This window comes from Streptomyces griseosporeus (genome assembly GCF_014656055.1).
Lineage (GTDB): Bacteria > Actinomycetota > Actinomycetes > Streptomycetales > Streptomycetaceae > Streptomyces > Streptomyces griseosporeus.
The window spans coordinates 1,040,000-1,064,469 of record NZ_BNBR01000001.1; the positions used below are offsets into that span (position 1 = coordinate 1,040,000).

24 protein-coding genes and 1 tRNA gene are annotated in these 24,470 nt (G+C 72.7%); 6 read left to right on the forward strand and 19 right to left on the reverse strand.

The window, feature by feature from the left end; all coding sequences use genetic code 11:
* Positions 1-24 precede the first annotated feature (24 nt).
* Both IE308_RS04550 and IE308_RS04555 read right to left on the reverse strand, forming a co-directional pair.
* Positions 25-98 (reverse strand) — tRNA-Pro (locus IE308_RS04550).
* Between the two features lie 42 nt (positions 99-140).
* Entirely contained in the window at positions 141-1,583 is a 1,443-nt protein-coding gene (locus IE308_RS04555) for an MFS transporter (protein ID WP_190216672.1), read from the reverse strand.
* Positions 1,584-1,759: 176 nt separating this feature from the next.
* Between IE308_RS04555 and IE308_RS04560 the strand changes: the two genes are divergently transcribed.
* A complete protein-coding gene (locus tag IE308_RS04560; protein ID WP_110637301.1) occupies positions 1,760-2,338 on the forward strand; it encodes a TetR/AcrR family transcriptional regulator in 579 nt (192 codons plus the stop codon).
* A 51-nt stretch (positions 2,339-2,389) separates the two neighbouring features.
* On the opposite strand, the gene IE308_RS04565 is transcribed toward IE308_RS04560, so the two are convergent.
* The 9 genes from IE308_RS04565 to IE308_RS04605 form a co-directional block, all read right to left on the reverse strand.
* Positions 2,390-3,025: an SRPBCC family protein gene (locus IE308_RS04565; protein ID WP_190216673.1), complete on the reverse strand. Its 636-nt coding sequence runs from the start codon at positions 3,023-3,025 to the stop codon at positions 2,390-2,392.
* A 56-nt stretch (positions 3,026-3,081) separates the two neighbouring features.
* Positions 3,082-3,867, reverse strand: coding sequence for an alpha/beta fold hydrolase (locus IE308_RS04570; RefSeq protein ID WP_190216674.1), 786 nt, complete (start codon positions 3,865-3,867; stop codon positions 3,082-3,084).
* Positions 3,868-3,967: 100 nt separating this feature from the next.
* A complete protein-coding gene (locus tag IE308_RS04575; protein ID WP_190216675.1) occupies positions 3,968-5,305 on the reverse strand; it encodes an MFS transporter in 1,338 nt (445 codons plus the stop codon).
* A 175-nt stretch (positions 5,306-5,480) separates the two neighbouring features.
* Positions 5,481-6,431, reverse strand: coding sequence for a catechol 2,3-dioxygenase (locus tag IE308_RS04580; protein WP_190216676.1), 951 nt, complete (start codon positions 6,429-6,431; stop codon positions 5,481-5,483).
* Positions 6,428-7,636 carry a 4-oxalomesaconate tautomerase gene (locus IE308_RS04585; RefSeq protein ID WP_190217365.1) on the reverse strand — a complete coding sequence of 403 codons (1,209 nt, stop codon included), beginning with the start codon at positions 7,634-7,636 and terminating at the stop codon, positions 6,428-6,430. Before IE308_RS04585 ends, IE308_RS04580 begins: the two co-directional genes overlap by 4 nt.
* A gap of 59 nt (positions 7,637-7,695) precedes the next feature.
* Positions 7,696-8,400: a 4-carboxy-4-hydroxy-2-oxoadipate aldolase/oxaloacetate decarboxylase gene (locus tag IE308_RS04590; RefSeq protein WP_190216677.1), complete on the reverse strand. Its 705-nt coding sequence runs from the start codon at positions 8,398-8,400 to the stop codon at positions 7,696-7,698.
* A 2-nt stretch (positions 8,401-8,402) separates the two neighbouring features.
* A complete protein-coding gene (locus IE308_RS04595) occupies positions 8,403-9,152 on the reverse strand; it encodes a PIG-L deacetylase family protein (RefSeq protein ID WP_190216678.1) in 750 nt (249 codons plus the stop codon).
* Between the two features lie 83 nt (positions 9,153-9,235).
* Positions 9,236-9,886 (reverse strand): GntR family transcriptional regulator, encoded by a 651-nt coding sequence (locus IE308_RS04600; protein WP_110633664.1) that lies wholly within the window; start codon positions 9,884-9,886, stop codon positions 9,236-9,238.
* Between the two features lie 196 nt (positions 9,887-10,082).
* Entirely contained in the window at positions 10,083-12,143 is a 2,061-nt protein-coding gene (locus IE308_RS04605; RefSeq protein WP_190216679.1) for a TerD family protein, read from the reverse strand.
* Positions 12,144-12,385: 242 nt separating this feature from the next.
* Between IE308_RS04605 and IE308_RS04610 the strand changes: the two genes are divergently transcribed.
* Complete coding sequence (locus IE308_RS04610; protein WP_190217366.1) at positions 12,386-12,730, forward strand: cupin domain-containing protein; 345 nt, start codon at positions 12,386-12,388, stop codon at positions 12,728-12,730.
* Here the strand turns inward: IE308_RS04610 and IE308_RS04615 are convergent.
* Positions 12,720-13,718 (reverse strand): LacI family DNA-binding transcriptional regulator, encoded by a 999-nt coding sequence (locus tag IE308_RS04615; protein ID WP_190216680.1) that lies wholly within the window; start codon positions 13,716-13,718, stop codon positions 12,720-12,722. The two genes, IE308_RS04610 and IE308_RS04615, sit on opposite strands and share 11 nt — an antisense overlap.
* A gap of 116 nt (positions 13,719-13,834) precedes the next feature.
* On the opposite strand from IE308_RS04615, the gene IE308_RS04620 reads away from it, so the two are divergent.
* Entirely contained in the window at positions 13,835-14,992 is a 1,158-nt protein-coding gene (locus IE308_RS04620) for a Gfo/Idh/MocA family protein (RefSeq protein WP_190217367.1), read from the forward strand.
* Here the strand turns inward: IE308_RS04620 and IE308_RS04625 are convergent.
* Positions 14,976-15,566 (reverse strand): poly-gamma-glutamate hydrolase family protein, encoded by a 591-nt coding sequence (locus IE308_RS04625; RefSeq protein WP_190216681.1) that lies wholly within the window; start codon positions 15,564-15,566, stop codon positions 14,976-14,978. The two genes, IE308_RS04620 and IE308_RS04625, sit on opposite strands and share 17 nt — an antisense overlap.
* A gap of 14 nt (positions 15,567-15,580) precedes the next feature.
* A complete protein-coding gene (locus IE308_RS04630; protein ID WP_190216682.1) occupies positions 15,581-16,612 on the reverse strand; it encodes a LacI family DNA-binding transcriptional regulator in 1,032 nt (343 codons plus the stop codon).
* A gap of 128 nt (positions 16,613-16,740) precedes the next feature.
* Between IE308_RS04630 and IE308_RS04635 the strand changes: the two genes are divergently transcribed.
* From IE308_RS04635 to IE308_RS04645, 3 genes are read left to right on the forward strand one after another with little or no spacing between them, the layout of a single operon-like run.
* On the forward strand, positions 16,741-17,895 hold the full coding sequence (locus tag IE308_RS04635; RefSeq protein ID WP_190216683.1) for a phytanoyl-CoA dioxygenase family protein: 1,155 nt from the start codon (positions 16,741-16,743) through the stop codon (positions 17,893-17,895).
* Between the two features lie 8 nt (positions 17,896-17,903).
* On the forward strand, positions 17,904-18,719 hold the full coding sequence (locus IE308_RS04640) for an SDR family oxidoreductase (protein ID WP_190216684.1): 816 nt from the start codon (positions 17,904-17,906) through the stop codon (positions 18,717-18,719).
* Between the two features lie 44 nt (positions 18,720-18,763).
* Positions 18,764-19,768: a Gfo/Idh/MocA family protein gene (locus IE308_RS04645; protein ID WP_190216685.1), complete on the forward strand. Its 1,005-nt coding sequence runs from the start codon at positions 18,764-18,766 to the stop codon at positions 19,766-19,768.
* A gap of 3 nt (positions 19,769-19,771) precedes the next feature.
* Here the strand turns inward: IE308_RS04645 and IE308_RS04650 are convergent, their stop codons facing one another.
* The 5 genes from IE308_RS04650 to IE308_RS04670 are packed head-to-tail and all read right to left on the reverse strand — an operon-like array spanning position 19,772 to position 24,293.
* Positions 19,772-20,344 (reverse strand): GNAT family N-acetyltransferase, encoded by a 573-nt coding sequence (locus tag IE308_RS04650; RefSeq protein ID WP_190216686.1) that lies wholly within the window; start codon positions 20,342-20,344, stop codon positions 19,772-19,774.
* Positions 20,345-20,384: 40 nt separating this feature from the next.
* The gene (locus IE308_RS04655) at positions 20,385-21,287 is read right to left on the reverse strand and encodes a sugar phosphate isomerase/epimerase family protein (protein ID WP_190216687.1); all 903 of its coding nucleotides are present in this window, start codon (positions 21,285-21,287) and stop codon (positions 20,385-20,387) included.
* 1 nt (position 21,288) lies between these two features.
* Positions 21,289-22,197: an ATP-binding cassette domain-containing protein gene (locus tag IE308_RS04660; RefSeq protein WP_190216688.1), complete on the reverse strand. Its 909-nt coding sequence runs from the start codon at positions 22,195-22,197 to the stop codon at positions 21,289-21,291.
* A 6-nt stretch (positions 22,198-22,203) separates the two neighbouring features.
* Positions 22,204-23,280, reverse strand: a complete 1,077-nt coding sequence (locus IE308_RS04665; RefSeq protein ID WP_162655745.1) for an ABC transporter permease — start codon at positions 23,278-23,280, stop codon at positions 22,204-22,206.
* Positions 23,280-24,293 carry a sugar ABC transporter substrate-binding protein gene (locus IE308_RS04670; protein WP_190216689.1) on the reverse strand — a complete coding sequence of 338 codons (1,014 nt, stop codon included), beginning with the start codon at positions 24,291-24,293 and terminating at the stop codon, positions 23,280-23,282. The genes IE308_RS04665 and IE308_RS04670 overlap by 1 nt, the downstream gene beginning before the upstream one ends.
* Between the last annotated feature and the right edge of the window lie 177 nt (positions 24,294-24,470).

Sequence of the window (24,470 nt, forward strand, 5' to 3'; positions counted from 1 at the left end):
TACGGCCTCGGCCGACTGTTTCCGTCGGGACGACAGGATTTGAACCTGCGACCCCTTGACCCCCAGTCAAGTGCGCTACCAAGCTGCGCCACGTCCCGTCGCGTCTCCCGCGGTGGACCGCGGGATCGCGCAGGTCAACACTACCGCACGCGCGCGGGTGCGCTCACCGGGGCGGCCGGTGCGCCGGAGGCCGTCGCGCCGCCGCGGGGTGCGGTCGTGCGGCGGACCGGGACGAGCAGGGCGGCCAGGGCCGCGGCCAGGCAGAGCACGGCGAGCAGGGTGAAGCCGTGGGTGTAGCCGGAGCCGTAGGGCAGGCCGGACGGCTGGAGGCGGCCGGTGACCAGGACGCCGGTGACCGCGGCGCCGATGGAGCCGCCGATGGTGCGGATGTTGGCGTTCATGCCGGTCGCGGCGCCGGTCTGGGCGGGCGGGACGCTGCCGACGATCAGGTTCGCCATCGACGCGAAGGCCAGGCCGATGCCGAGCCCGAACAGGCCTGCCACGACGGCGATCTGCCACTGCTCCTGGTGCCAGACGGCGAGGAAGCCGCAGGCGAGCGCGCCGAGGGCGGCGCCGGTGGTGAGCAGTGCCTTGGCGCCGACCACGGGTTCCAGGCGGCCGCTGAGCATGCCGGAGAGGAACATGGCGACGAGCATCGGCAGCATGAGCAGCCCGGAGGCGGTGACGCTGGCGCCGAAGCCGTAGCCCGCGCTGCTCGGTGTCTGCACGAAGCCCGGCAGGAACGACCAGATCGCGTACATGCCGGCGCCGAAGAGCAGCGCGGCGAGGTTGGTCGTCCACACCGCCGGCAGCCGCATGACCTTCAGGTCGATGAGCGGGCTGCGGGAGCGTGCCTCGACGGTCAGCCACAGCGCCAGCAGCACCGCGGCGAGCACGAACAGGCCGATCACCTTCGCCGAGCCCCAGCCCCACACGGCGGCCTGGCTGAGCGGCAGCAGCAGCGCCACCAGCCAGCCCGACAGCAGGACCGCGCCGAGCCAACTGACACTTCCCTCCGCCCTGTTGGGGGACTCGGGGACGTGGCGGGCGGCGATGAGGACGGTGGCGGCGACCACGGCGACGGGGATCCAGAACAGCCAGCGGTAGTCGAGGGCGGAGACGATCGGCCCGGCGGCGACCATGCCGACGCCGCCGCCCGCGGCGATGACGGCGGACAGGGTGCTGATGCTGCCGGGGACCTCGCCGGGCGCGAACTCGTCGCGGATGATGCCGAAGGAGAGCGGGAACAGCGCGCCGCCGACGCCCTGCACCACCCGGGCGAGGATGAGCACGCCGATGGTCGGCGCGAGCGCGGCGAGCAGACAGCCGGCCAGCACGGCCAGCAGGACGGCGACCAGGGTGCGTTTCTTGCCGACGAGGTCGCCGACGCGGCCGAGGATGGGGGTGAAGACGCTGGCGGACAGCAGGTACGCCGTCATCACCCAGGTCGCGGTGGACTGGGACGTGTGCAGGGCATGCTGGACGGTCGGCAGGGCCGGCGCGATCAGCGACTGCAGCATGGCGAACACGCCCGCACCGGTCGCGAGGACCGCGAAGGTGAGGCGGGTGGACTTGCGGGGCATGAAGGGGCCTCTCAGGACGCGAAAGAGCCGAGAAAAGGACGGAAGACGGCGATGGGGTGCCTGCGGGCACTCGCCGGGCAGGACGGATCCAGGACCCACTGCTAAAGTGGAGGTACTCCTCCACTCTAACGGAGGCACCCCTCCGGTTCAACCGTGCACGCCCCCGGGAGGCCCACGTGACGCCCCAGCCGTTCCCCGTCAGCGAGATCGTCGCGGCGCGCCGCCCGCACCGGAAGGACGCGGCCCGCAACTACGACGCGCTGCTCGCGGCCGCCCGCGAGGCGTTCGCCGAGCACGGGGCGGAGGCTTCCCTGGAGGACATCGCGCGCCGCGCGGGCGTCGGGATCGGCACGCTGTACCGCAACTTCCCCACCCGGCGGGACCTGTTCGAGAGCGTGTACGCCGACGAGGTCAACGCCCTCTGCCAGGCGGCGCTGGAGGTCGCCGGGCGGGAGCCGTGGGAGGCGCTGACGGCGTGGCTGGACCGGTTTGCCGGTTACATGGTGACCAAGCGCGCGGTGCGGGAGGCACTGGAGGGCGAGTCGGAGATCTTCCAGGCCTGCCGGGATTCGATGTACTCCGCGGGCGGCCCGCTGTTCGAGCGGGCGCAGCAGGCGGGGCAGGCGCGCACCGACATGGACTTCGGCGACCTGCTGCGCATGGTCGCGGGCATCACCGCGACCGCGTACACGGACGACGCGCAGCGCGACCGCGTGCTGGCGATCGCGCTGGACGGGGTGCGGGCGGCCCGCTGACCGGCACCGCCGGCGTCGGCCTTCAGCTCGCCGGCGAGCTTCTCCGGCGCGTCAGACCGCCTCGCCCGTGTACGCGGCGGTCGTGCGGTCGGCCCGGGCGCGGGCGCGCGGCTCGTCCTCGCCGCTCGCGACACTCGCCGCGTACCACCCCTCGCTGCTCGCCGTCACGAAGCGGCGGCCCTCCGCCGACCCCGCCCAGGCCATGAACGCCTCGGGGTCGTTGGGCCGTCCGGTCGACAGGTGCAGGAAGAGCCCGGCGAACGTCATGTCCCAGCCGACGCCGACGGCGCCGGGCCCGAAGTCGGCCCACTTCTCGTCGTCGAGCGGGAAGAGGTGGTCCAGTTCGAGGCGGGTACGACCGTCACCCTCGGGGATCAGCCGCAGCTCGATCCAGCTGGTGTCACCGCCGTACTCCCAGGTGGCGAAGAAGCTCTTGGGCGGGTCACAGCGCTCGATGGTGCCGCCGGCGTTGCCCTGGAGCTGGTAACGGCCGCCCGTCCGCAGCTCGCCCTCGACCGGCAGGAACCAGCGCGGGATGCGCTCGGGGTCGGTGCAGGCGCCCCACACGTCCTCGACAGGGACGTCGTGGCGCTGGGCGAGGGTGACCGCGCGGACCTCGCCGGCCTCCAGGGCGCGGCGGCCGACCCTGCGTCCGACGGCGTCGATCTGCCGGGTGACGTCGATCATGGGGTACTCCTGCGGGGTTCGAAGACGGCCTTCTGCCTTCTGCCTTCTGTCTCGGCTCAAGGTAGCGCCGCGACCGCCTCCATGACGGTGGCGGCGACCCGCGCGGGCTGCTCGACCAGCAGCAGGTGCCCCGCGTCGGGAACGGTCCGCAGGGTGACGTGCGGGCAGGCTTCGAGCCCTCGCCGCTCGTCCTCGGTCAGGCCGATCTCGTCGTGCTCGCCGCGCACCACCCAGGCCGGTACGCCGGCCCGGCACAGCCGGTCGACCAGCGTGCCGTGGTGGTCGAGGTAGGCGTAGTAGCGCCGCACCATACGGCGGCAGACGCCGGGGTCGTTGCCGGTCATCGCGGCCGTCAGCGCGTCCGCGCGGTGCGCCGGCAGGCTGCCGCGCATCGCCCGCGGCAGCAGCTTCAGCATGCCGGTCCACACCAGCCGCCCGAGCAGGGGCACGCGTCCGGCGGCGTCCATCATCGCCAGCACCTTCGACTCGTCGCCGCGCGAGAAGGTCGGCGACAGCAGCACCAAGGGGCCGGTGAAGTACCCGGCCGCGGCCATCTCCAGCGCCCAGTTGGCGCCCAGGCTGTGCCCGACGACGACGTCGCAGCGCTCCTCGCGGGCCAGCTCGGCGAGGAGCCGTGCGTAGCTGTCCATCCCGACGTCGTCCGGCGCCTCGGTGCCCCCGAACCCCGGGGGTGTCACGGCGACCGTGCCGAGCCCCGCGAGGGCGGGTTCGGCCACGAGATCGGCGTAGAACTCGTGGCTGCACATGCCGCCGGGGATCAGCAGCGCCCGGTGCCGCGCGTCGGCGGACCCGGCCCGGCGGATGTCCCAGCTGACGCTCATCCCCCCACAGTGCCCCGCTGCGGGGCGGGGTGCCAGCGGAGGGGCAGCGGGGCCTGCGGGGATGCCGTATACCGTCGTACGACACCCCCGAGCGGGGTGGTCAGTGGGCGGTGACCAGTTCCTGCGGCTCGCTGTCGCGGCCGGCGGTCTTCGGAGTGCGCAGCGAGGCGATGCCGATGAACACCATCGAGGACACACCGGCGAGCGCGAACGCGGTGAAGCCCCAGTCGCCCCGGTCCGCGGCGAGCAGCTGGCCGCCGAGCCACGGGCCGAAGACGGCGCCGAAGCGGCCCATGCCGGAGGTCCAGCCGACGGCGGTGGCGCGGTGGGCGGCGGTGGAGCGGATGGAGACGGTCGCGTAGATCATCGTCTGGGCGCTGTTGAGGAAGACGCCGGTGAGGAAGACGACGATCATCGTCACGGTCATCGGCATGTGGACGCTCAGCAGGAAGACGCCCGCGGCGGTCAGCGCGAACCACACGGCCGAGATGCGCGGTGCGCCGAAGCGGTCGGCGGCGCGTCCGGCGACGAGCATGCCGACGATGCCACCGAGGTTGAAGACGACGACGAAGGAGAGCGCGGACCCCAGTTCGTAGCCTTCGGCGCGCATCAGGGTGGGCAGCCAGGTGGCGACGCCGTAGACGAGGAGCAGGCCGCCGAAGGAGGCCAGCCAGTACAGGAGGGTCTGGATCCACTCTCCGCCGCGGAAGAGGGTGAGCAGGTTGGTCCAGCGGTCGGCCGCGCCGGGCTTGCCGGTCCTGGCGGCGGGCAGTTCCACGTCGTAGCGAGCGGCGAGGGCGCGGGCCTCGTCGGTGCGGCCCTTGGCCAGCAGGAAGCTCAGCGACTCGGGCAGCAGCTTGGCGAGGACGGGGGCGAACAGCAGCGGGAGCACGCACACCCAGAAGGCGGCGCGCCAGCCGACGGGGTCGATCAGCCACTTGGCCACGTACGCGGAGAGGATGCCGCCGGCGTGGTGGGCGGTCATCAGCAGGCCGATGACGATCGCGCCGCGGCCGCGGGGAGCGTAGTCGGAGACCATGCTGATCGCGGTGGGCAGCAGACCGCCGAGGCCGACGCCCGCGAGGGTCCGGCCGACGCCGAAGACGGCGACGCCGTCGGCGATCGCGCACAGGCCGGAGGCCAGCGAGAAGACGGTCACGCAGGCGACCATCAGCTTCTTGCGGCCGATCCGGTCGGCGACGGTTCCGGCGGCCAGCGCGCCGACCAGCATGCCGAAGGTGGCGTACGAGCCGAGGTCGCCGGCCTGGTCGGGGGTGAGGCCGAAGGTCCCGGTCGCCAGCAGGTGCGGCAGTACCGAGCCGTAGATGAACATGTCGAGGCCGTCGAAGAGCACGGCCAGCCAGCACAGGCCGACGACCAGGAAGGCCAGTCTGCTGCCGTGGGCGGCGACGGGGGTGGGAGCGGGGGAGGAGGACATCCTTGTTTCCTCTCGTACGGGTGCGCGGGGCGCTGCGGGGTGCGCCTGGACGCTGCGGGGTGCGCTAGACGCTAAAGAGCCACCCCGAAAGAGTCAACGTTTTTGTCAACAATCTCATCGACAATCAGGCGGTGGTCGTCGACGAGCCTTCCGGGGTGGCTCCGGCCAGGGCGTCTCAGCCGACGGGAGGCGTGCCGTGGGTGTGGAACGACTCGATGGTCTTCAGCCCCCAGGCCTGCCCCTTCTTGCGCTCCTCCTCCGTCCAGGTGATCAACGGCCAGTCCGGGGCCAGGACGAGGCGGGTGAGCGGATTGCACAGCTCGACGCGGTTGCCGCCGGGCTCGTAGACGTAGAGGAAGAACGTCTGCTGGATGGCGTGCTTGTGCGGCCCGGTCTCGATGAACACGCCGCTGTCCACGGCGAGGTCGGCGGCGCGCAGGATGTCCTCGCGGGTGTCGGTGGCGAACGCGATGTGGTGCAGGCGTCCGCTGGAGCCCGTCCAGTCCTCCGTGTAGACGACGTCGTAGGACTTGTCCGTGAAGGTGAGCCAGCGGGCGGCGATCCGGCCCGAGTCCAGCCGGATCTGCTCCGTCGGCCGGGCGCCGAGCACGTGCTGCTGGAACTCGGCGCCGGCGAGCACGTCGGCGGCGAGGAAGTTGATGTGGTCCAGGCGCCGTACGCCCACGCCGCGGTTGGGTTTGGCCTGCGGCTGGTTCTTCAGCGCGGGCCGCAGGTGCTCGGGGGCCACGTAGTGCTCGCTCTCCCAGTACAGGGCGTGTGCGTGGCCGTCGGGGTCGGTGGTGACGTACAGCTTGCCGAGGCCGGGCTCGTCCTCCACCCAGTGGCCGGTGCCGCCGGCCTCCTCGACCGCCCTGACCCGGCGGTGCAGCGCCTCCTCGCTGGAGACGCGCAGGGCGAGCCGGCCGAGGCCGGGCCGGTCGCGGGCGGTGAGGACCAGGCTGTGGTGCTCGTAGTCGTCGAAGGTGCGCAGGTAGACGGTGTCGCCCTGCTGTCCGTTGACCGTGAGGCCTAGGTAGTCCGTGAAGAAGGCGACGCTCGCGTCCAGGTCCGGCGTGAACAGCTGGGCGTGGCCGATGTGGGCGATGTCGCCGAGCGGCGGAGTCATCGGTGGCCTCCAGGGGGTTGTGCGGGGTGCGGCTCGGAAGGGGCTGCGGGCGGGGACGGGGGTGCCGACGGGGACGGGGGTGCCGACGGGAACGGCGGTGCCGCCGGGGATGGGGGTGTCTGCTGGGACGGGGATGCCGGCTGGGACCGGAGTGCGGGGTCGGCGGGCCGGGGGAAGACCGTGCCGTCGAGGATCTTGCGGGCGGTACGGACCACGGCGGTGCGGCGGGCGCGGGGCCGGCCGTCCCCGATGGTGCCGAGGCTGGTGTCGAGGCTGGTGTCGATGTCGAGGAATCCGGTGGGGTGCTCGACGCGGACCCGGTCGCCCCGCTCCGGCAGCCGGGCGATGCCCTCCCCCACACCGCCTTCGATGCGCAGGCCGGCGGCGACGCTCGCCGCGCCGAGCACACCGATCGAGGGGTGGCAGCGCACGGGAATGAAGGTGCGGGTGGTGACCGCGCCGCCGTGGCGGGGCGGCGCGAGCAGGGTGAGCTTGGGCACGGTGGTGTCGGTGACGTCGCCGAGGCCCATCAGGCGGCCGGCCTTGAGCCGGATGCCGCGCAGCCGGTCGGCGAGAGCGAGGTCCTCCTCCAGGTCACGCGGGGTCTCGTAGCCGGTGACGTCGAGGCTGGTCGCGGCGATCAGCACGGTCGGCATGCCGTTGTCGACACAGGTGACCTCGACCCCGTCGATCATGTCCCGGACGCTGCCGGTGGGCAGCAGCGGGCCGTCGCCCGGCGGGAACTCGATCACCACGGGGGCGGCGCTGCCGGGCACGCCGGAGATCTCGGCGTCGCCGCCGTACTCGACGCGGCCGTCCGGCGTGGGGAAGGTCGCGGTGGCGAGGCCGCCGGTGTTGACCATGCGGATGCGGACGGAGGTCCGCCCGGGCGCCGCCGGGACCAGTCCGCGCTCGACGGCGAACGGGCCGACGCCGGCCAGGATGTTCCCGCAGTTCTGACGGTCACTCACCTCGGGGCGGTCGACGGCGACTTGCAGGAAGAGGTAGTCGACGTCGGCGCGCGGGTCGGCGGACGGGGAGACGACTGCCACCTTGCTGGTGAGCGGGTGCGCCCCGCCGAGGCCGTCGATCTGCCGTTCGTCGGGGCTGCCCATGATCCGCAGCAGGAGCGCGTCCCGCTCGGCGGGGTCGGCGGGCAGGTCGGCGGCGAGGAAGTACGCGCCCTTGGAGGTGCCGCCGCGCATCACCAGACAGGGCACACCGCCGGCCCCGCCGCGTGCCGGGGCGCCGGGCGGTTGCCGGCTCACGACCGCTCCCCCGCGTACTCCTCGTGACTGAGGTACCGGACCCCGAGTTGCTTCAGCCTGTCCCGCAACCCGTACCGGTCCAGCCCGAGTTGGCCGTCGAGGAAGGCGGCGCGGGCGGCGGCCTCCTTCTCCTCGCGGGCCCGCGACCGCTCGGCGGTCTCACGGGCGCGCTCGCGCGGTACGACCACGACGCCGTCGTCGTCGGCGAGGATGACGTCGCCGGGGCGGATCACCTGGCCGTCGATCGCGACCGGCACGTTGACCGAGCCGCCGGTGGCCTTGACGGTGCCCTGTGCGGAGACGGCGCGGGACCAGGCGGCGAAGCCCATCTCGCGCAGGTCCCGGGTGTCGCGGATGCCCGCGTTGATGACCAGGCCGCGGACGCCCCGGCGCTGGAGCGCGGTGGCGAACAGCTCGCCGAACATGCCGTCGGTGGACGGGGAGGTGGCGGTGACGACCAGGAGGTCGCCCTCGCCGCACTGCTCCACCGCGGCGTGGATCATGAGGTTGTCGCCGGGCCAGCCGAGCACGGTGACGGCGGTGCCGGCGACGCGTACGCCCTGCTGGATCGGCCGGATCTGCGGGCCGAGCAGCCCGGTGCGGCCCATGGCCTCGCTGACGGTGGCGACACCGAACGCGGCGAGCGCCCCGACGTCCTCCGGGTCGGCCTTGGGCGGGTTGGTGACGATGACACCGCTCATGCTCAGGCCAGCTCCTTCGCGATCTGCGGGTACGGGCGCATGTACGCCTCGGCCATGGTCTTGTGGGCGAGGCCCAGGTTGGGGCCGGCGTTGCGCCTGAGCTGGACGCCGCGGCGGACGGCGAGGTCGGTGTAGTAGTCCCACAGGTGCTGCTGGGCGCCGAGGCACTCCATGGCCTTGCGCTTGGTCTCCCACACCTCGGTGATGTCGAGGAGTACTTCGGGCTTGAAGCCGCTCATCTCCGGCTGGTGCGGCTCGAAGTAGAAGACGGGCGGGGCGCCGATGATGTCGCCCTCGCCTGGGTAGCCGATGGCCTGGGCGAGGACGCGGGCCTCCAGGGCCATGCGGTGGGCGGCGGGGTGGTCGCCGTTGTACGGGTCCTCGGCCGGGTGGGTGAGCACGACGTCGGGCTGTGTCTCGCGGTAGACGGCGACGAGCCGGTCGGTCAGTTCGGGGGTGGCGAGGAGCGGGTAGTCGCCGGCGTCGAAGAAGCGGACTTCGGCGCCGAGGACGGCGGCGGCCCGCTCCGCCTCCTCCCGGCGTATCGCCTTGATCTCGTCGAGCGTCCTGCCCTCCCGCCAGGCCTTGGCGGACTCGCCGCGCTCGCCGAAGGTCAGACAGGCGATGGTGACCTTCTCGCCCCGGGAGGCGGCCAGGGCGATGGCGCCGCCGGCCCGCCAGACGAAGTCCCCGGCGTGCGCGGTGACGACGAGGGTGGAACGGGCTGGGGCGGGCGCTTTGCCGTGCGTCATTGCTGCTTCTCCTTGCTGGACAGGGGGTGCGCCCGCCCCGCGCGGCCGTGCCGCCGCGCGTCAGCCCTGACAGCGGCGTCGGGTCAGTCGCGCAGCGCCTCGATCACGCTGGTGAGGTGGGCGCGGACGGCCGCTTCGGCCGCCTGCGGATCCCTGGCCCGGATCGCCTCGATCATGGCCAGGTGCTCGTTCAGGGACTGCTGCGGGCGCCCCGGGCGCAGTGCCAGCTGGAAGCGGTGGCGCACCAGTTGGGCGTTGAGCCGCTCCAGCAGCTCCAGGGCCGTGTGCTGGCCGGAGAACTCCCGGATGCGGGCGTGCAGTTCGTGGTTGAGGTCGGAGTAGGTCACCGGCTCGCCGTCGGCCACGGCCTTGCTCATCGCCGTGCCCAGATCGGTGAGTTGCTCCAGCTGCTCGTCGCCGGCCGCGACGGCCGCCTTCGCCGCGCAGAGTCCTTCCAGGACCATGCGGCACTCGGTGATCTCGACCGCCTCCTCCACGGTCACCACCCGCACCCGCGACCCGCGGTTGCGGATCCGCTCGACCAGGCCCTGTGCCTCCAGATCGATCAGCGCCGCCCGGATGCTGGCCCGCGTGACGCCGAACTGCTCGGCGAGCTCGTTCTCCACCAGCCGCTGCGCCGGTGCCATCTCGCCGTGCAGGATCGCCTGCCGCAGCCGCGCGAGAGCATGCCGCTTGGCCTGCTCCCCGGTGCTCGGACGGGCTTCTGTAGGCATGTGCCCTCCCTGAGTGAGTGCCTGTCGAACCTAAATCTAGCCAAACAACATTGTCAACAATTTTGTTCTACGTTTTGTGGCCCAGATACGACCGAGGCCGCCGATGCGCCCCGGACGTCGCCGAACAGGACAGCGCCCGCGCCCGCCCTCCACGGGCGTGACGCGGGCGCGAGAGCAGAGCCCGGGACAGCAGCGGTCAGCCAACCGTCTCCCGGACGGCCGCACGGCGCTGCGCCCCGCGGTCCAGATGCACCACGACGCTCGTGTAGAAGCGCTGCACGGCGTCGTCGACGCTGCGGATGAAGCCGGTCTCGGCGCTGCCCCGGCCGCTGCCCATGCCCTTCAGCAGGGACAGCCGGAACCCGGTGATCCGGACGCCGCTGTCCTTGGGCAGCAGGTCCCCGGGTTCGGGCCGCAGCCGTTCCAGGGTGCCTCGGGGGCCGCCGGTCTCGCTGTCGACCAGCGTCTCGACGTGGAGGTCCGCGGGCGCCTCGGCCAGCTGCCGGACCAGCCGCTTGGCCCAGGACAGCGGATAGCCCTGCTCGGGCGCCGGGATCTCGATGGACGTACGCAGCTTGCCGGTCCGCAGGTCCGCGGTGAGCGCCAGCACGCCGGGCGTCCCCTCGATGCGCAGCTCCGCCTGGAGCCGCCCGTCCGCGCACAGCTGGTCGGCGAGGCGGCTGCGGCGCACCTGGGGATCGGTGCCGCGCCGGGAGCGCTGCACCGGGAGGACCTTCTGGCCGAGTTCGCCGCCGAGGCGGAGGCAGACCTGACGGACGAGCCGCTCCCAGCTCTCCACGACCTCCAGGGCGCGCAGGTCGCCCTGGCACAGGGTCTCGTCGTCGATGCCGTTGCGGACGGGCACCCAGGCCGGTCCCATGTTCTGGAAGCCGTGGCAGCCGGAGTTCTCGTGCTGCAGGTAGTGCAGGAGTTCGTGGAGCAGCCAGGCGTGGGCCGCGTTGCCGACGCCCTCGTGCCGGATCAGCATCTGCGCCTGGTGCGCGACCTCGGCCCACGACAGATGCCAGAGGGCCACCTTGTGCTTGCGCCGTTTGTCGATCTTGACCTCGACGAGCGGGCTGCCTTCGAGCGCCACGTCGTTCGACAGCGTGATGACGGCCTCGTAGCCGCGCCGCGCGGCGATGTCCATGTACGCCTGCACCTGTTCGGCCTTGAGCGCGTTGCCGTTGGTCTTCGTCTCGACGAGCGCGGTCCAGAGCTTGCCGGCCCGCTCCACGCGGATGACCCCGTCGGGCCGCCGCGGGGTGTCGCCGTGCGGCAGGGAGACCTCGGTGAACGTCTCCATCCGGCCCGCCGGGGCGCCGAACGCGGCGGTGAGCCGCCGGCCGAACTCCGGGACCTGGGCCATCACCGAGAGCAGGACGGAGGTGGCGCGCATCTCGCGGTCACGGTCGCTCTTGAGCGCCGAGACCGGGAAGAGGCGGGCCGGCTTCCAGGAGTCGTTCTCCGCGAGGGCCTTGGCGGGCTTCCTGGGCAGGGTGACCTTCTTCTTCGCGGTGCGCGGGCGCACGGCGGCCTTCTCGCGGACCGGCTCGTCCGCGGGCGGGCGGGGCGCGGGTACGGCCTCCAGCACCACCTGCGGAGCCGGCGCCGCGGGGACCGCCTCGGGGGCGGCGCCCGGCCCGTCCGCCAAGACGCCGTCCACGGCAGCGTCTTCCGCCGCCGCCTCGTCCCCAGCCGCCACCGTCTCGTCGGCGTCCGCGTCGTCGATGTCCACGCCGAAGTCCGTCGCCAGTCCGGCCAGACCGGAGGCGTACCCCTGCCCGACGGCCCGGAACTTCCACTCCTCGCCCCGGCGGTACAGCTCGCCGAAGATGATCGCGCTCACCGAGTCGGCGTCGTCGATGGCGAAGCGCAGGAGGCCCTCGCCGCTGCCGTCGGCCAGCGTCACCCGCACGTCGTCCAGCTCGCCGAACCGGGCCCCCCGGTAGCGGCTCGCGGCCACGACGATCCGGTCGACGTCGGCCGGGACCGCCGTCAGGTCGAAGCTGATCCGGTCCTCCTCGCCGTCCTCCGTGGGCACCTTGCCGAGCAGCTGCACACTGCCGTCTGCGGCCACCAGGTTGTTGTAGAAGTAGAAGTCGGCGTCGCTGCGCACCTTCCCGTCGGCGTTCAGCAGCAGGACGGACACATCCGCGTCCCCCTCACCGGTCGGGCTGGACCAGCCCAGGCCGACCATCACGGAACCGGCGTTCTCGCTCAGGGACGCCAGGGCCACGTTCTGGCCCTTGACCATGTCTTGCACAAAGCCCCCCACAGGCCACAGCGCACCGGGGCACGCGGACACACCCCGCCCCAAGTGCTTTTCGTGCGACACGAGGTGACATGTCGCAGGCGGAAAACTGTAATACGCACGCAGCGGGCGCGCGGCCCGTGCGACGAACTGTCCGTCCTCGCGGGGAGATCCGTACACCCTGTCCAGGCCGTCGCACCGCCGGCTCCCGCTAGGTTCCCCGCATGACCCACGACTCGCCCCCCATCGCCCACGCCTTCGCCCTCCACATCCCCGACGCGGACCTGGAACCCGAGCCGCTCGACCCCGCGCAGGTCGTCTCGGGGACGCCCGAGGTCAGCGGGAAGGTGGTGTGGGAGTCGGAGGACGGGCGGCAGGTGCGCGGGATCTGGCAGATCACGCCGGGGGTCGTCACCGACACGGAGGCGGACGAGTTGTTCGTCGTGGTCAGTGGGTCGGCGACGATCGAGGTCGAGGGCGGGCCGGTGCTGCGGGTCGGGCCCGGGGACATGGCGGTGCTGCGCGCGGGCGACCGTACGACGTGGACGGTGCACGAGACGCTGCGGAAGGCCTACGCGATCACGCGGTGAGCGGGGGTCCCGTCGTGCCCCGGACCTCCAGCGCGGGTGCGGCGAGGTGGAGCCTGCCCGCTCCCCCGCGGCCCTCCAGCCGGTCCAGCAGGCAGCGGGCGGCGCGGTGGCCGACCTCGTGGCCGGCGTTGTCGACCGTGGTCAGCCACAGGTGGCGCAGCCGGGCGAGGCTGGTGTTGTCGTAGCCGACGACGGACAGGTCGTGCGGGACGCGCAGGCCCAGTTCCCCGGCGGCCGACAGGACTCCGACGGCCGTCATGTCGTTGACGGCGAAGACGGCGGTCGGCCGGCCCGGGCGGCCGAGCAGGCGTACGGCGGCCCGGTGGCCGCCCTCCTCCGTCAGGTCGGCGGGCTCGACCACCACGTCCAGGCCCCGCTCGCGCGCCGCCGCCTCGAAGCCGCGCCGGCGCAGCGCGGCCACCGCGCCGTGGCCGGCGATGTGCGCGATCCGGCGGTGGCCGAGCGCGGCCAGGTGCTCCGCGACCAGGCGGGCCCCGGCCTCGTCGTCGCCCGCGACCACGTCCACGCCGGGCGGCGCCGGCTCCCGGGCGCCCGCGACGACGGTCGGAAGCCGCCGGGCGACCGGGGCGAGCGCCGCCGGGTCGGGCAGCGTGCCGACGACGACGAGGCCGTCCACGCCCAGGTCGAGGAAGGGCTCGGCCGGCTCGTGGCCCGTGCGGCGGCCGAGGCGGGCGTCCGCCAGCAGCATGCGCAGGCCGGCCGTGTGCAGCGGGGAGTTCAGGCCGTCGAGCAGTTCGACGTACCAGGGGTTGCGCAGGTCGTGCAGGAGCACGCCGACGGTGCGGGTGCGCCGTTCGCTCAGGCTGCGGGCGGCCGCGTTGGGCCGGTAGCCGAGCTCGCGCACCGCCGCGAGGACGGCGTCGCGTTTCTCCGGGCGCACCTGGTCCGAGCCGCGCAGCACCAAGGAGACCAGCGACTTCGACACCCCGGCCCGCTCGGCCACGTCGCGGATCGTCGGCGGCTTCATGGGATGGACCGTTCCACGGGCCGACACGCCTTGTCAAAGAGGTTGACAGCAAGGCCAGGAGGTCAGGAGGGTGAAGGTCAGGTTTTGGACCGGTCCAAGGAACAGGGGCTGTCATGGTGGTGCGCACGCTCGGGGTCGCCGTCGTCGGGTTCGGCTGGATGGGCCGGGTGCACACCCAGGCCTACGCGCGCGTGCCGCACCACTTCCCGCAGCTCCCGCTGCGCCCGCGCCTGGTCGCCGTCGCCGAGGAGGTGCCGGGGCGGGCGGAGGAGGCCGCGGAGCGGTTCGGCTTCGCCTCCGCCACCCGCGACTGGCGGGAGGTCGCCGCCGATCCGCGGGTGGAGGCGGTCAGCGTCACCGCGCCGAACTTCCTGCACCGCGAGATCGGCGTGGCGATGGCCGAGGCCGGCAAGCACCTGTGGATCGAGAAGCCGGTCGGCCTGACCGCGGCGGACGCCCGCGCGGTGGCCGACGCGGTCGCCGCGTCCGGCGTCCAGGGCGCCGTCGGCTTCAACTACCGCAACGCGCCTGCCGTGGAGGCGGCCCGTGACCTGATCGCCGCCGGGGAGATCGGCACGGTCACGCACGCGCGCGTGCGGCTGTTCAGCGACTACGCGGCGCACCCGGAGGGCGCGCTCACCTGGCGGTACGAGCGGGCGCGCGGCGGCAGCGGCGTCCTCGGCGACCTGGCCTCGCACGGCGTGGACCTGGCCCGTTTCCTGCTCGGCGACATCGCCGAGCTGACCGCCGACACGGCCGTCTTCGTACCCGAGCGGGCCCGCCCGGCCGGCGCGACCGCGGGCCACACCCGCGCCTCCGGCGGTGAGCTGGGCCCCGTCGAGAACGAGGACTACGTCGGCTGCCTGCTGCGGTTCGCCTCCGGTGCCCGCGGCGTGCTGGAGGCCTGCCGGGTCTCGGTCGGCGAGCAGAACAACTACGGCTTCGAGGTGCACGGCACGCGGGGCGCGGTCCTCTGGGACTTCCGCCGCATGAACGAGCTGGGCGTCAGCCGCGGCACCGGCTACCAGGACCAGCCGGTGAGCACCGTGTACGTCGGCCCGGGCGCCGGCGAGTACGCCGCCTTCCAGCCCGGGGCGGCCAACGCCATGGGCTACGACGACCTGAAGGTCATCGAGGCCTACCGCTTCCTGCGCTCGGTCGCCGAGGGCACGCCGTACGGCACGACGCTCGGCGACGCCGTGCACAGCGCCGCCGCGCTGGACGCGATGACCCGCTCGGCCGAGACCGGCACCTGGGTCAGCGTCCGGCCGTGAGCAGCCGTACGCCCGCGGCGAGGGCGTCGGCGACCCGCGGCGGCGGGATGTCGTCCGGGCCCGACGTCCGGGCGAGCAGCGGGAGTTCGACCTGGACGCCGCCGCCCCGGGTGAGGTTCACCGGGTTCCTGGCGTGCAGTCCGCGCAGCGCGACCGGGATCCCGGCCAGGTCGGTGACGGTCCGGAACTCCGGGCGCAGCGTGCGCAGTCCGTAGGCGAGGCGGCGGGCCGCGGAGCGGTTGCGGCCGCCGAGGAAGAGGGTGCGCGGGGCGGCGGCGCGCATATGGCCGTGCAGGGACACGGTGACCGAGACATGGGCGAGGAAGTCCTGGAGCAGCGCGCAGTGGTCGGCGGCCATCCGCGGCGAGGGCAGGTGCACGGGGTCGGTGACGCCGGGCTGGCGGAAGACCAGGCTGGTGGCGCCGCAGCGCTCGGCGACCGACTCGGCCAGCTCGGCCGTACCCCCCTCGTTGTCGGCGTGCAGGGCGAGCAGCCCGATCGCGCCGCGCGGGCGCAGGGTCACCGTGAAGGGCACCCCCTCGATCTCCACGTGTTCGGTCCGTCCGCTCGTCATCTCCCGCGCCCCCTTCAGTTCCCCGCCTGGGGCGGCATGTTGTACGGCGTGACCACCTGGATCGCCGACGGCAGCACGGGCCCCGCGGGCGGCAGCGCGCCGTGGGCGCGCATCACGAGGCGGCAGGCCTCGCGCAGGTCCTGGCGCAGGTCGTGGTGGAGCACGGCGGACAGGCGGTGTTCACGCAGCAGCCGCGTGTTGTCGTGGTCGAGGTCGTGCGCGACGAACACGGCGCAGGTCCGGCCGAGGTCCTCGAAGGCCCGCAGGGTGGCGATATTGCCGCCGCCGATCGAGTACACCGCGCGGATGTCCGGGTCGCGCTCCAGGGCGGCGCGGACGAGGTCGTACTGGGTGGCGTCCAGCCCCTGTCCCTCGGCGATCTCCACGAGCCGGCGCCCGGGGTGCAGGGCCCGCATGGCGCTGCGGAAGCCCATCTCGCGCTCCTCCTCGTTGCGGAAGAACCCGCTGCTGAGGCTGGTGAGGACATGCCCCGGACGGTCGCCGAGCCACTGCCCCATGAGGTACGCCGCCGTCGCGCCGGCCGCCCGGTTGTCGATGCCGACATAGCCGGCGCGGGGGCTGGCCGGCAGGTCGGTGACCAGGGTGACGACCGGAATGCCGGCGGCGACCAGCCGGCCCACCGCCGCGGTGACCTCGGGCACGTCGGGCGCCTTGAGGATGACGCCCTGCGAGCCGCGCCGGGCGATCCGGTCCAGCGTCCGCACCTGCTCCGCCACCGGCCCGGTCTCGCGGAAGTGGAAGCGCGAGCGCAGCACGGCCGGATGCAGGGACGGCAGCTCGGTCTCCAGGGCCGCGCGGACGGCCGTGGTGAACCGCTCCGGCGCCTGCATCACGATGTCGACCATGAAGGTGCGGCCGACGAGCCGGACCTGGGTGCGCTGCCGGTCCAGGTCGGCGATGGCCCGGTGCACCTCCTGCGCGGTGCTCGCGCGCACCCCTCCCCGGCCGTTGAGGACGCGGTCCACGGTGGCCTCGCTGAGGCCCGCCTGACGTGCGATCTCCCTGATCGGGAAGGGGTGGCCCATACGACGGCTCCTCCCTGCTCCTGCGACGGCCGCTGAGGGGTTTTTGATGGCTCACTGCCGGTTGTTCGACGGGTTTGTCAGGACAAGAATGACAGCGCTGCGTCGCCCCTGTCACCGAAAGGACGACGATGTCCCTCACCGCCGCACAGCGCCGTGCCCGGCTCTCGAAGCGGGACTGCGATCTCGACACCTTCCGCGTGCTCGTCGAGCGCCGGACCGACCCCGCCGAATACCCGCACGCGGTAGCGGTGGAACGGAACATCCCGGTGTACGACGCCGCGCGCGCCGCGGACCGCGAGGCGCTGCGGGAGGAGCTGGTGCGCGCCCTCACCGACGGGCCCGGCGTCGTCGCCTTCCGCGGCGCGTTCGAACCGGCGGTCGTGGACGCGGCGACGGCCGTGTTCGAGGCGCTGATCGCCGGGCAGCGCGCCTCCGGGGCGGGGGCCGGCGACCACTTCGCCCCGCCGGGCGCCAACGACCGGGTGTGGAACGCGCTGGAGAAGGCGGCCCTTCGCGACCCGGAGGTGTTCGCCGACTACTACGCCAACGAGGTGCTGGCGCTGGCCGCTCAGGCCTGGCTGGGGCCCGGCTACCAGGTGACCTCGCAGATCAACGTGGTCAACCCGGGCGGCGCCGCGCAGACCGCGCACCGCGACTACCACCTCGGCTTCCTCCCGGCCGAGGCGGCCGCCGCCTACCCGGCGCATGTGCACCGCCTCTCCCCCGTGCTGACCCTCCAGGGCGCGGTGGCGCACTGCGACATGCCGGTGGAGTCGGGGCCGACGCTGTACCTGCCGTACTCGCAGGCGTACGAGCCCGGCTATCTGGCCTGGCGGCTGCCCGCGTTCCAGGCGTACTTCGACCGGCACCACGTGCAGCTGCCCCTCGCCAAGGGCGACGCGGTGTTCTTCAACCCGGCGCTGTTCCACGCGGCCGGCGGCAACCGCTCGGCGGACATCCGGCGCATGGCCAACCTGCTGCAGATCTCCTCCGCCTTCGGGCGGGCGATGGAGACGGTCGACCGGGAGGCGGTCGTCAACGCCGTCTACCCGGTGCTGCTGCGGCGGCGGGCCGCGGGCGCGGACCAGCGGTGGCTGGACCGGGTGATCGCCGCGAGCGCCGAGGGCTACCCCTTCCCCACGAACCTCGACAACGACCCGCCCGTCGACGGGCTGGCCCCGCCCGCGCAGGCGGACGTCGTACGACGGGCCCTACGCAAGGAACGGACGCCGGAGGAACTGCGCACCGAGCTGCAGGCGGCGGCCGGGCGACGCGAGAGCTGAGGTAGGCGATGGGACTGCTCCACGACGACGGCTCGGGCAACGGCACCGAGGGCCTGCTGCACGACAAGGTCGTGCTGGTCAACGGCGGCAGCCAGGGCGTCGGTGCCGCCGTCGCCCGTGCCGCGGTCCGCGAGGGCGCGGTGGTGGCGGTGACCGGGCGGCGGCCGGAGCCGGGCGAGGCGCTGGTGGCCGAGCTGAAGGCGGCCGGCGGCACGGCCCGGTACGTCCGCGCCGACCTGGCCGACGCCGCGCAGGCCAAGGCGGCGGTGGCGGAGACGGTCGACGCGTACGGCCGTGTCGACTGCCTGGTCAACTCGGCGGGCCTCACCTCCCGCGGAACGCTGCTCGACACCACGCCCGAGCTGTTCGACCAGCACATCGCGGTCAATCTCAAGGGACCGTTCTTCGCGATGCAGGCGGCGGTCGCGAACATGCTCGGGCGCGGGGCGCCCGGCACGATCGTCAACATCATCACCTCGTCCGCGCACGGCGGGCAGCCGTTCCTCGCCCCGTACGTGGCCGCGAAGGCGGGGCTCGCCGGTCTCACCCGCAACGCGGCGCACGCGCACCGCTGGGACCGGATCCGGATCAACGGCCTGAACATCGGCTGGACCGCCACCGAGGGCGAGGACGCCACGCAGCGGGCGTTCCACGGCGCGGGCGACGACTGGCGCGAACAGGCCGCCGCCCGGCTGCCGATGGGCCGGCTGGGCCGTCCGGACGAGATCGCCGACTTCGTCGTCCTCCTGCTGTCGGACCGGTCCGGCGTGGTCACCGGCTCGGTGATCGACTGGGACCAGAACGTCCTCGGCGCACTCGACTGACACCCTCTCGACGACCCTCACCGCACCGCCTCGTAAGGAGCACCATGCGTATCGGAATCCTCGGCCTCGGCCGGATCGGCGCCTTCCACGCCGGGACCCTCGCCGGACTCGACGCCGTCGGGTCCCTCGTCGTCACCGACCCGTTCGCGGACGCCGCGAAGGCCGCGGCCGAGCGCTTCGGGGCCGAGGTCGTGGACTCGCCCGAGGCGCTGTTCGCCGCCGGCGTGGACGGCGTCGTCGTCGCGGCGGCGACCGACGCCCACCCGGAGCTGATCCGGGCGGGGGTCCGGGCGGGCGTGCCCGTCTTCTGCGAGAAGCCCGTCGCGCGGACCATGGCCGAGGGCGTCGAGGTGCTGCGGGCCGTGCGGGACGGCGACGTGCCGGTGCAGATCGGCTACAACCGCCGCTTCGACGCCGGGTTCGCCGCCGCGCGGGCCGCGGTGCGCTCGGGCGAGCTGGGCACGCTGCACACCGTGCGGTCGACCACGCTGGACCCGGCGCCGCCGCCCGCCGCGTACGTCGCCGCCTCGGGCGGCATCTTCCGCGACTGCTCGGTGCACGACTTCGACATCATCCGCTGGGTGACCGGCCGCGAGGTGACCGAGGTGTACGCGGTCGGCGGCAACCGGGGCGCCGACTACATCCGCGAGGCGGGCGACGCCGACACCACCGGCGCTGTCCTCACCCTCGACGACGGCACCATCGCGGTGGTGTCCAACTCCCGTCACAACGGCCGTGGTTACGACGTCCGTATGGAACTGCACGGCTTCGCGGACTCCCTCGCCGTCGGCCTCGACGACAAGCTGCCGCTGCGCTCGGCGGAGCCCGGGGTCACCTTCCCCGCGGGCACCCCGCACGACTTCTTCATGGACCGCTTCGCCGACGCCTACCGCGCCGAACTCACCGCGTTCACCGAGGTCGTGGCCGGGACCCGGCCCTCCCCCTGCACGATCGAGGACGCCCTGGAGGCCGGCTGGATCGCCGAGGCGTGCACGCTGTCCCTGCACGAACACCGCCCGGTGACCCTGGCGGAGGTGCGCTCCGTCTGACGGCTAGGCCGTGTCCTGGCGGGCGGCCCGCGCGTGCAGATGCCCGTCGAGCGGATACGCGGGCGGCGCGGCGGGCACCACCGCGTCGAGACCGTAGCCGCAGGCGCGGGCCACCCGGCAGGAGGCGTCGTTGTCCACCTGGTGCAGCAGCTCCAGCCGGGTCAGCCCCTCGGCGGCGAACGCCGCGAACGCCCACTCCGTCAGCGCCCGCAGCGCGCGGGAGGCGACGCCCCGGCCGCGCGCGGGGGCGGCGGTCCAGTAGCCGACCTCACCGGAGCCGGGGCGGGGCCGCTTGAGGACGACATGCCCGAGCAGGCCGCCCTCGCCGCCTCCCGCCTGACGTTCCGTCACCGCGAACGCGTACCGCTCCCCCGCCTCCCAGGCGTCCGCCTGCTCGCGCAGCCAGCCGGCCGCGCTCGCCTCGTCCTCCACGGGGAAGCTCGTCCAGCGCCGGACGGCGTCGTCCCGGCCGAGGCCGGCCAGGGCGGGCGCGTCCTGCGGCCGCCACGGGCGCAGCAGGAGGCCGGGGGCCGTGGCGGTGGCGGGAGCGGTCAGGCGTACGACGGTCAGGTCCATGCCGGGAGCGTATGCTGCGGATCTTTCCGGAACCGGATCCTCAGGCCCCGCAGGACCGCAGGAACCTGCGGGTGCGTACGGCGATGGGGAGCGGCTTGTCCGGCTCGCAGGGGTACATGTCCTGCTCGACGATGGCGAACAGCTCCACCCCCAGCTTCTGGGCCGCCACCAGCACCGGCTCCAGCTCGGGGACGCCGGACGGGGGTTCGCACATGACGCCGCGCTGCACGGCGGGCCCGAAGGGGATCCCGTTCCTGACCACGTCGGCGAGGATCTCCGGGTCGACCTGCTTGAGGTGCAGGTAGCCGATGCGCTCGCCGTAGGTCTCTATCAGCTGGACGCTGTCGCCGCCGCAGTAGGCGTAGTGCCCGGTGTCCAGGCAGAGGTTGACCAGTTCGGAGTCGGTGGAGTCGAGGAAGCGCTCGACGTGGTCCTCGGTGTCGATGTGGGTGTCGGCGTGCGGGTGGACGACGATGTCCAGGCCGTAGGTCTCCTTCACCTCGTGGCCGAGGCGTTCCATGCCCTTGGTGAGGTACGCCCACTGCTCGGCCGTCAGCTCCGGCGGCTCCAGGATCTCGGCGGTCTTGTCGTCGCGCCAGAAGGACGGGATGACGACGAGGTGCCGGGCGCCCATCGCCTGGGTGAGCGCGGCGACCTGGCTGACGTGCGCCCAGGTGGACTCCCACACGGACGGGCCGCGGTGCAGGCCGGTGAAGACGGTGCCCGCGGACACCTTCAGGCCGCGCCGGGTCACCTCGTCGGTGAGCCGGGCCGGGTCGGTCGGCAGATAGCCGTAGGGGCCCAGCTCGATCCACTCGTAGCCGGCCTCGGCGACCTCGTCGAGGAAGCGTTCCCAGGGCACCTGGCGCGGGTCGTCGGGGAACCAGACGCCCCAGGAGTCGGGTGCGGAGCCGACCCGGATGCGGTCGAGGGCAGCGGGCATGTCAGGTGGTTCCTTCCTCGGTGCCGGTCGCCACGGGCGCGGTGAGGTCCCGTGCGTCGGGCAGCTCCTCGACGTCGACGCCGCGGACCTGGGCGAGTTCGTGCTTGAGGGCGGCGAGTTCGGCGCCGCCGGCCATGTGGTTGGTCAGCTCCTCCAGGCCGACCTCGCTGCGCGCGGCGGACAGCTCCAGGGTGCCGAGGCGCAGCACGTTGAAGTGGTCGCCGACCATGTAGGCGTGGTGGGGGTTGTGGGTGATGAAGATGACGCCGAGGCCGCGGTCGCGGGCGGCGGCGATGTACTTGAGGACCACGCCGGACTGCTTGACGCCGAGGGCGGCGGTCGGCTCGTCGAGGATGAGCACGCGGGCGCCGAAGTAGACGGCGCGGGCGATGGCGACGCACTGGCGCTGGCCGCCGGAGAGGGTGCCGATGGGCTGTTCGAGGTCGTCGAGGACGATGCCCATGTTGCGCAGCTCCTCGTCGGCGGTCTTCTTCATGCGGTCGATGTCGAGGCGGCGTACGGGCCAGGGGCCCTTGGTCATCTCGGAGCCGAGGAAGAAGTTGCGCCACACGGGCATCAGGGGGACGGTCGCCAGGTCCTGGTAGACGGTGGCGATGCCGCGGTCGAGGGCCTCGCGCGGGCTGGTGAAGCGCACCTGCTCGCCGTCGACGTAGAACTCGCCCTCGGTGTGCTGGTGCAGCCCTGAGACGATCTTGATGAGGGTGGACTTGCCGGCGCCGTTGTCGCCGAGGACGCAGGTCACCTTGCCGGGGTGCACGGTCAGGTCGACGCCGTGCAGGGCACGGATGTTGCCGTAGGACTTGCCGGCGCCGCGCAGTTCGACGAGCGGGGCGTCACCGGTGGGCGGGGTGTCCTGGAGGATCGCGCCGTGGGTGCCTTCGGTCGTCATGTCAGGTCACCTCCGGGTCGCCGTGCGCTGGACGTACAGGTTGATCAGGACGGCCCCGAGCAGCATCACGCCGAGGAACGCCTTGAACCAGTCGGGGTTCCAGCCGGCGTAGACGATGCCCTGGTTGACCATGCCGAACATGAACGCGCCGAAGACCGGGCCGATGGCGGAGCCGTAGCCGCCGGTGAGCAGGCAGCCGCCGATGACGGCCGCGGCGATGTAGATCAGCTCCTGGCCGACGCCCTCGCCGGACTGCACGGTGTTGAAGGAGAACAGGTTGTGCATGCCGACGAACCAGGCGCCGAAGCCGACCGTCATGAACAGGGTGATCTTGGTGAAGTTCACGGGGACGCCGACGGCGCGGGCGGACTCCTTGTTGCCGCCGACGGCGAAGGTCCAGTTGCCGTACCTGGTGCGCAGCAGCACCCAGGTGGCCAGGGCCGCGAAGACCAGCCACCACACCACGGTGATCTTCACCTGCACCCCGCCGACGTCGAACGACGAGGCGAAGATCTTTCTCGCCTGTTCGAAGCCGTCCATGTCGCTGATGTCGTCGGTGGCGACGTTGCCGGTGACCAGCTTGGTCACGGCGAGGTTGACGCCCTGGAGGATCAGGAAGGTGCCGAGGGTGACCAGGAAGCTGGGCAGCCCGGTCCGCACCACCATCCAGCCGTTGAACGCGCCGATGCCCAGCGAGACGAGCAGCGCGACGGCGACGCCGGTCCACACGTTCACCGTCAGCTGGAAGCTGAGCATGCTCGCGGTGAGCGCCGAGGTGATGACGGCGACGCCGGCGGACAGGTCGAACTCGCCGCCGATCATCAGCAGCGCGACGGGCAGCGCCATGATGCCGATGGTCGAGGACTGGTAGAGGACGGTGGCCATGGAGCTGCCCTGGCGCACGGTCGGGGCGGCGATCAGGAAGAAGACCAGGACCGCCACGGCGCCGAGGAAGACGCCGACCTCGGGCCTGGCCAGCAGCCGCAGCACCAGCGAGCGCTGCCGGGTGCGGCCGTCGGTCTGCCCCGGGCCGGGGGCCGGCGGTGTCCCCACCGCCGGCGCAGCCTGCTGGGTCATGCCGATCACCGGGTGCCCTTCTCGGCGAACTTGTCGATCTGGTCGACGTTGGACTTGTCGACGAAGGCCGGACCGGTCAGCACGGGCTGCTCGCCGCCGCCCATGTAGTTGCCGTTGTTCTTGTACAGCCACAGCGAGTCGATCGCCAGGTAGCCCTGGAGGTAGGGCTGCTGGTCGACGGCGAACTCGATGGTGCCCTTGCTGATGGCGCCGGTCAGCTCCTTGTTCAGGTCGAAGGTGGCCACCTTCGCCTTGCTGCCGGCCTCGGACACCGACTGCGAGGCGGTCAGCGCGATGGGCGCGCCGAGCGCGATCACGTGGTCGATGCCGCTGTCCTGCTTGAGCTTGGCGGTGATGGTCGACTTCACCGAGGGCATGTCGGTGCCGTTGACGTACAGGTTCTCGATCGAGCCGGAGAACGTCTTCTTCACACCGTCGCAGCGCTGGGTGAGGCCGATGTTGCCCTGCTCCTGGATGACGCAGACGGCCTTCTTGGAGCCGAGCTGGTTGAGCTTGTTGCCGAGCGCCTCGCCGGCCACGGTCTCGTCCTGGCCGAAGAACTCCAGCAGGCCGAGCTTCTTCCACTCGCTGACGCCGGAGTTGAGGCCGACGACGGGTATCCCGGCGGCCTTCGCCTTGCCTATGACGCTCTTGAGGGCGTCGGGCTTGGCGAGGGTGACGGCGATGCCGTCGACCTTCTGGTCGATGGCGTTCTGCACGAGGTTGGCCTGGTTGCCCGCGTTGGGGTCGGCCGAGTAGATCAGCTTGATGTTGTCCTTGGCCGCGGCGGCCTCGGCGCCCTTGCGGACGATGTCCCAGAAGGTGTCGCCGGGCGACTGGTGGGTGACCAGCGCGACGGTCATCCGGGGGGTGGTGGCCTTGCCCGCGGAGGCATTGTCCCCGCCCTCCTCGGCCTTCTTTCCGCCGGAGCCGCTGGAGCAGCCGGCGAGGGTCAGGGCCGCCGCCGCGGCGAGGGCCACGACGGGGGTGAATCTGCGGGAGCGAGAAGAGCGGTCCATCTTTCCTGCACCTCACTGTGCGACGGGGGAAAGCCTGTTGCGTTGGGACCGGATCCAAGTCCTTGGCGCGTCCGCTGTCAATACTTTGTCAAGACATCATTTCACACTCAGGTCCGAATGTAAGTACAAACTATTGACAGCGGGGGGCCCTGCCCCCTACACCTGGGGGGGCGGCAG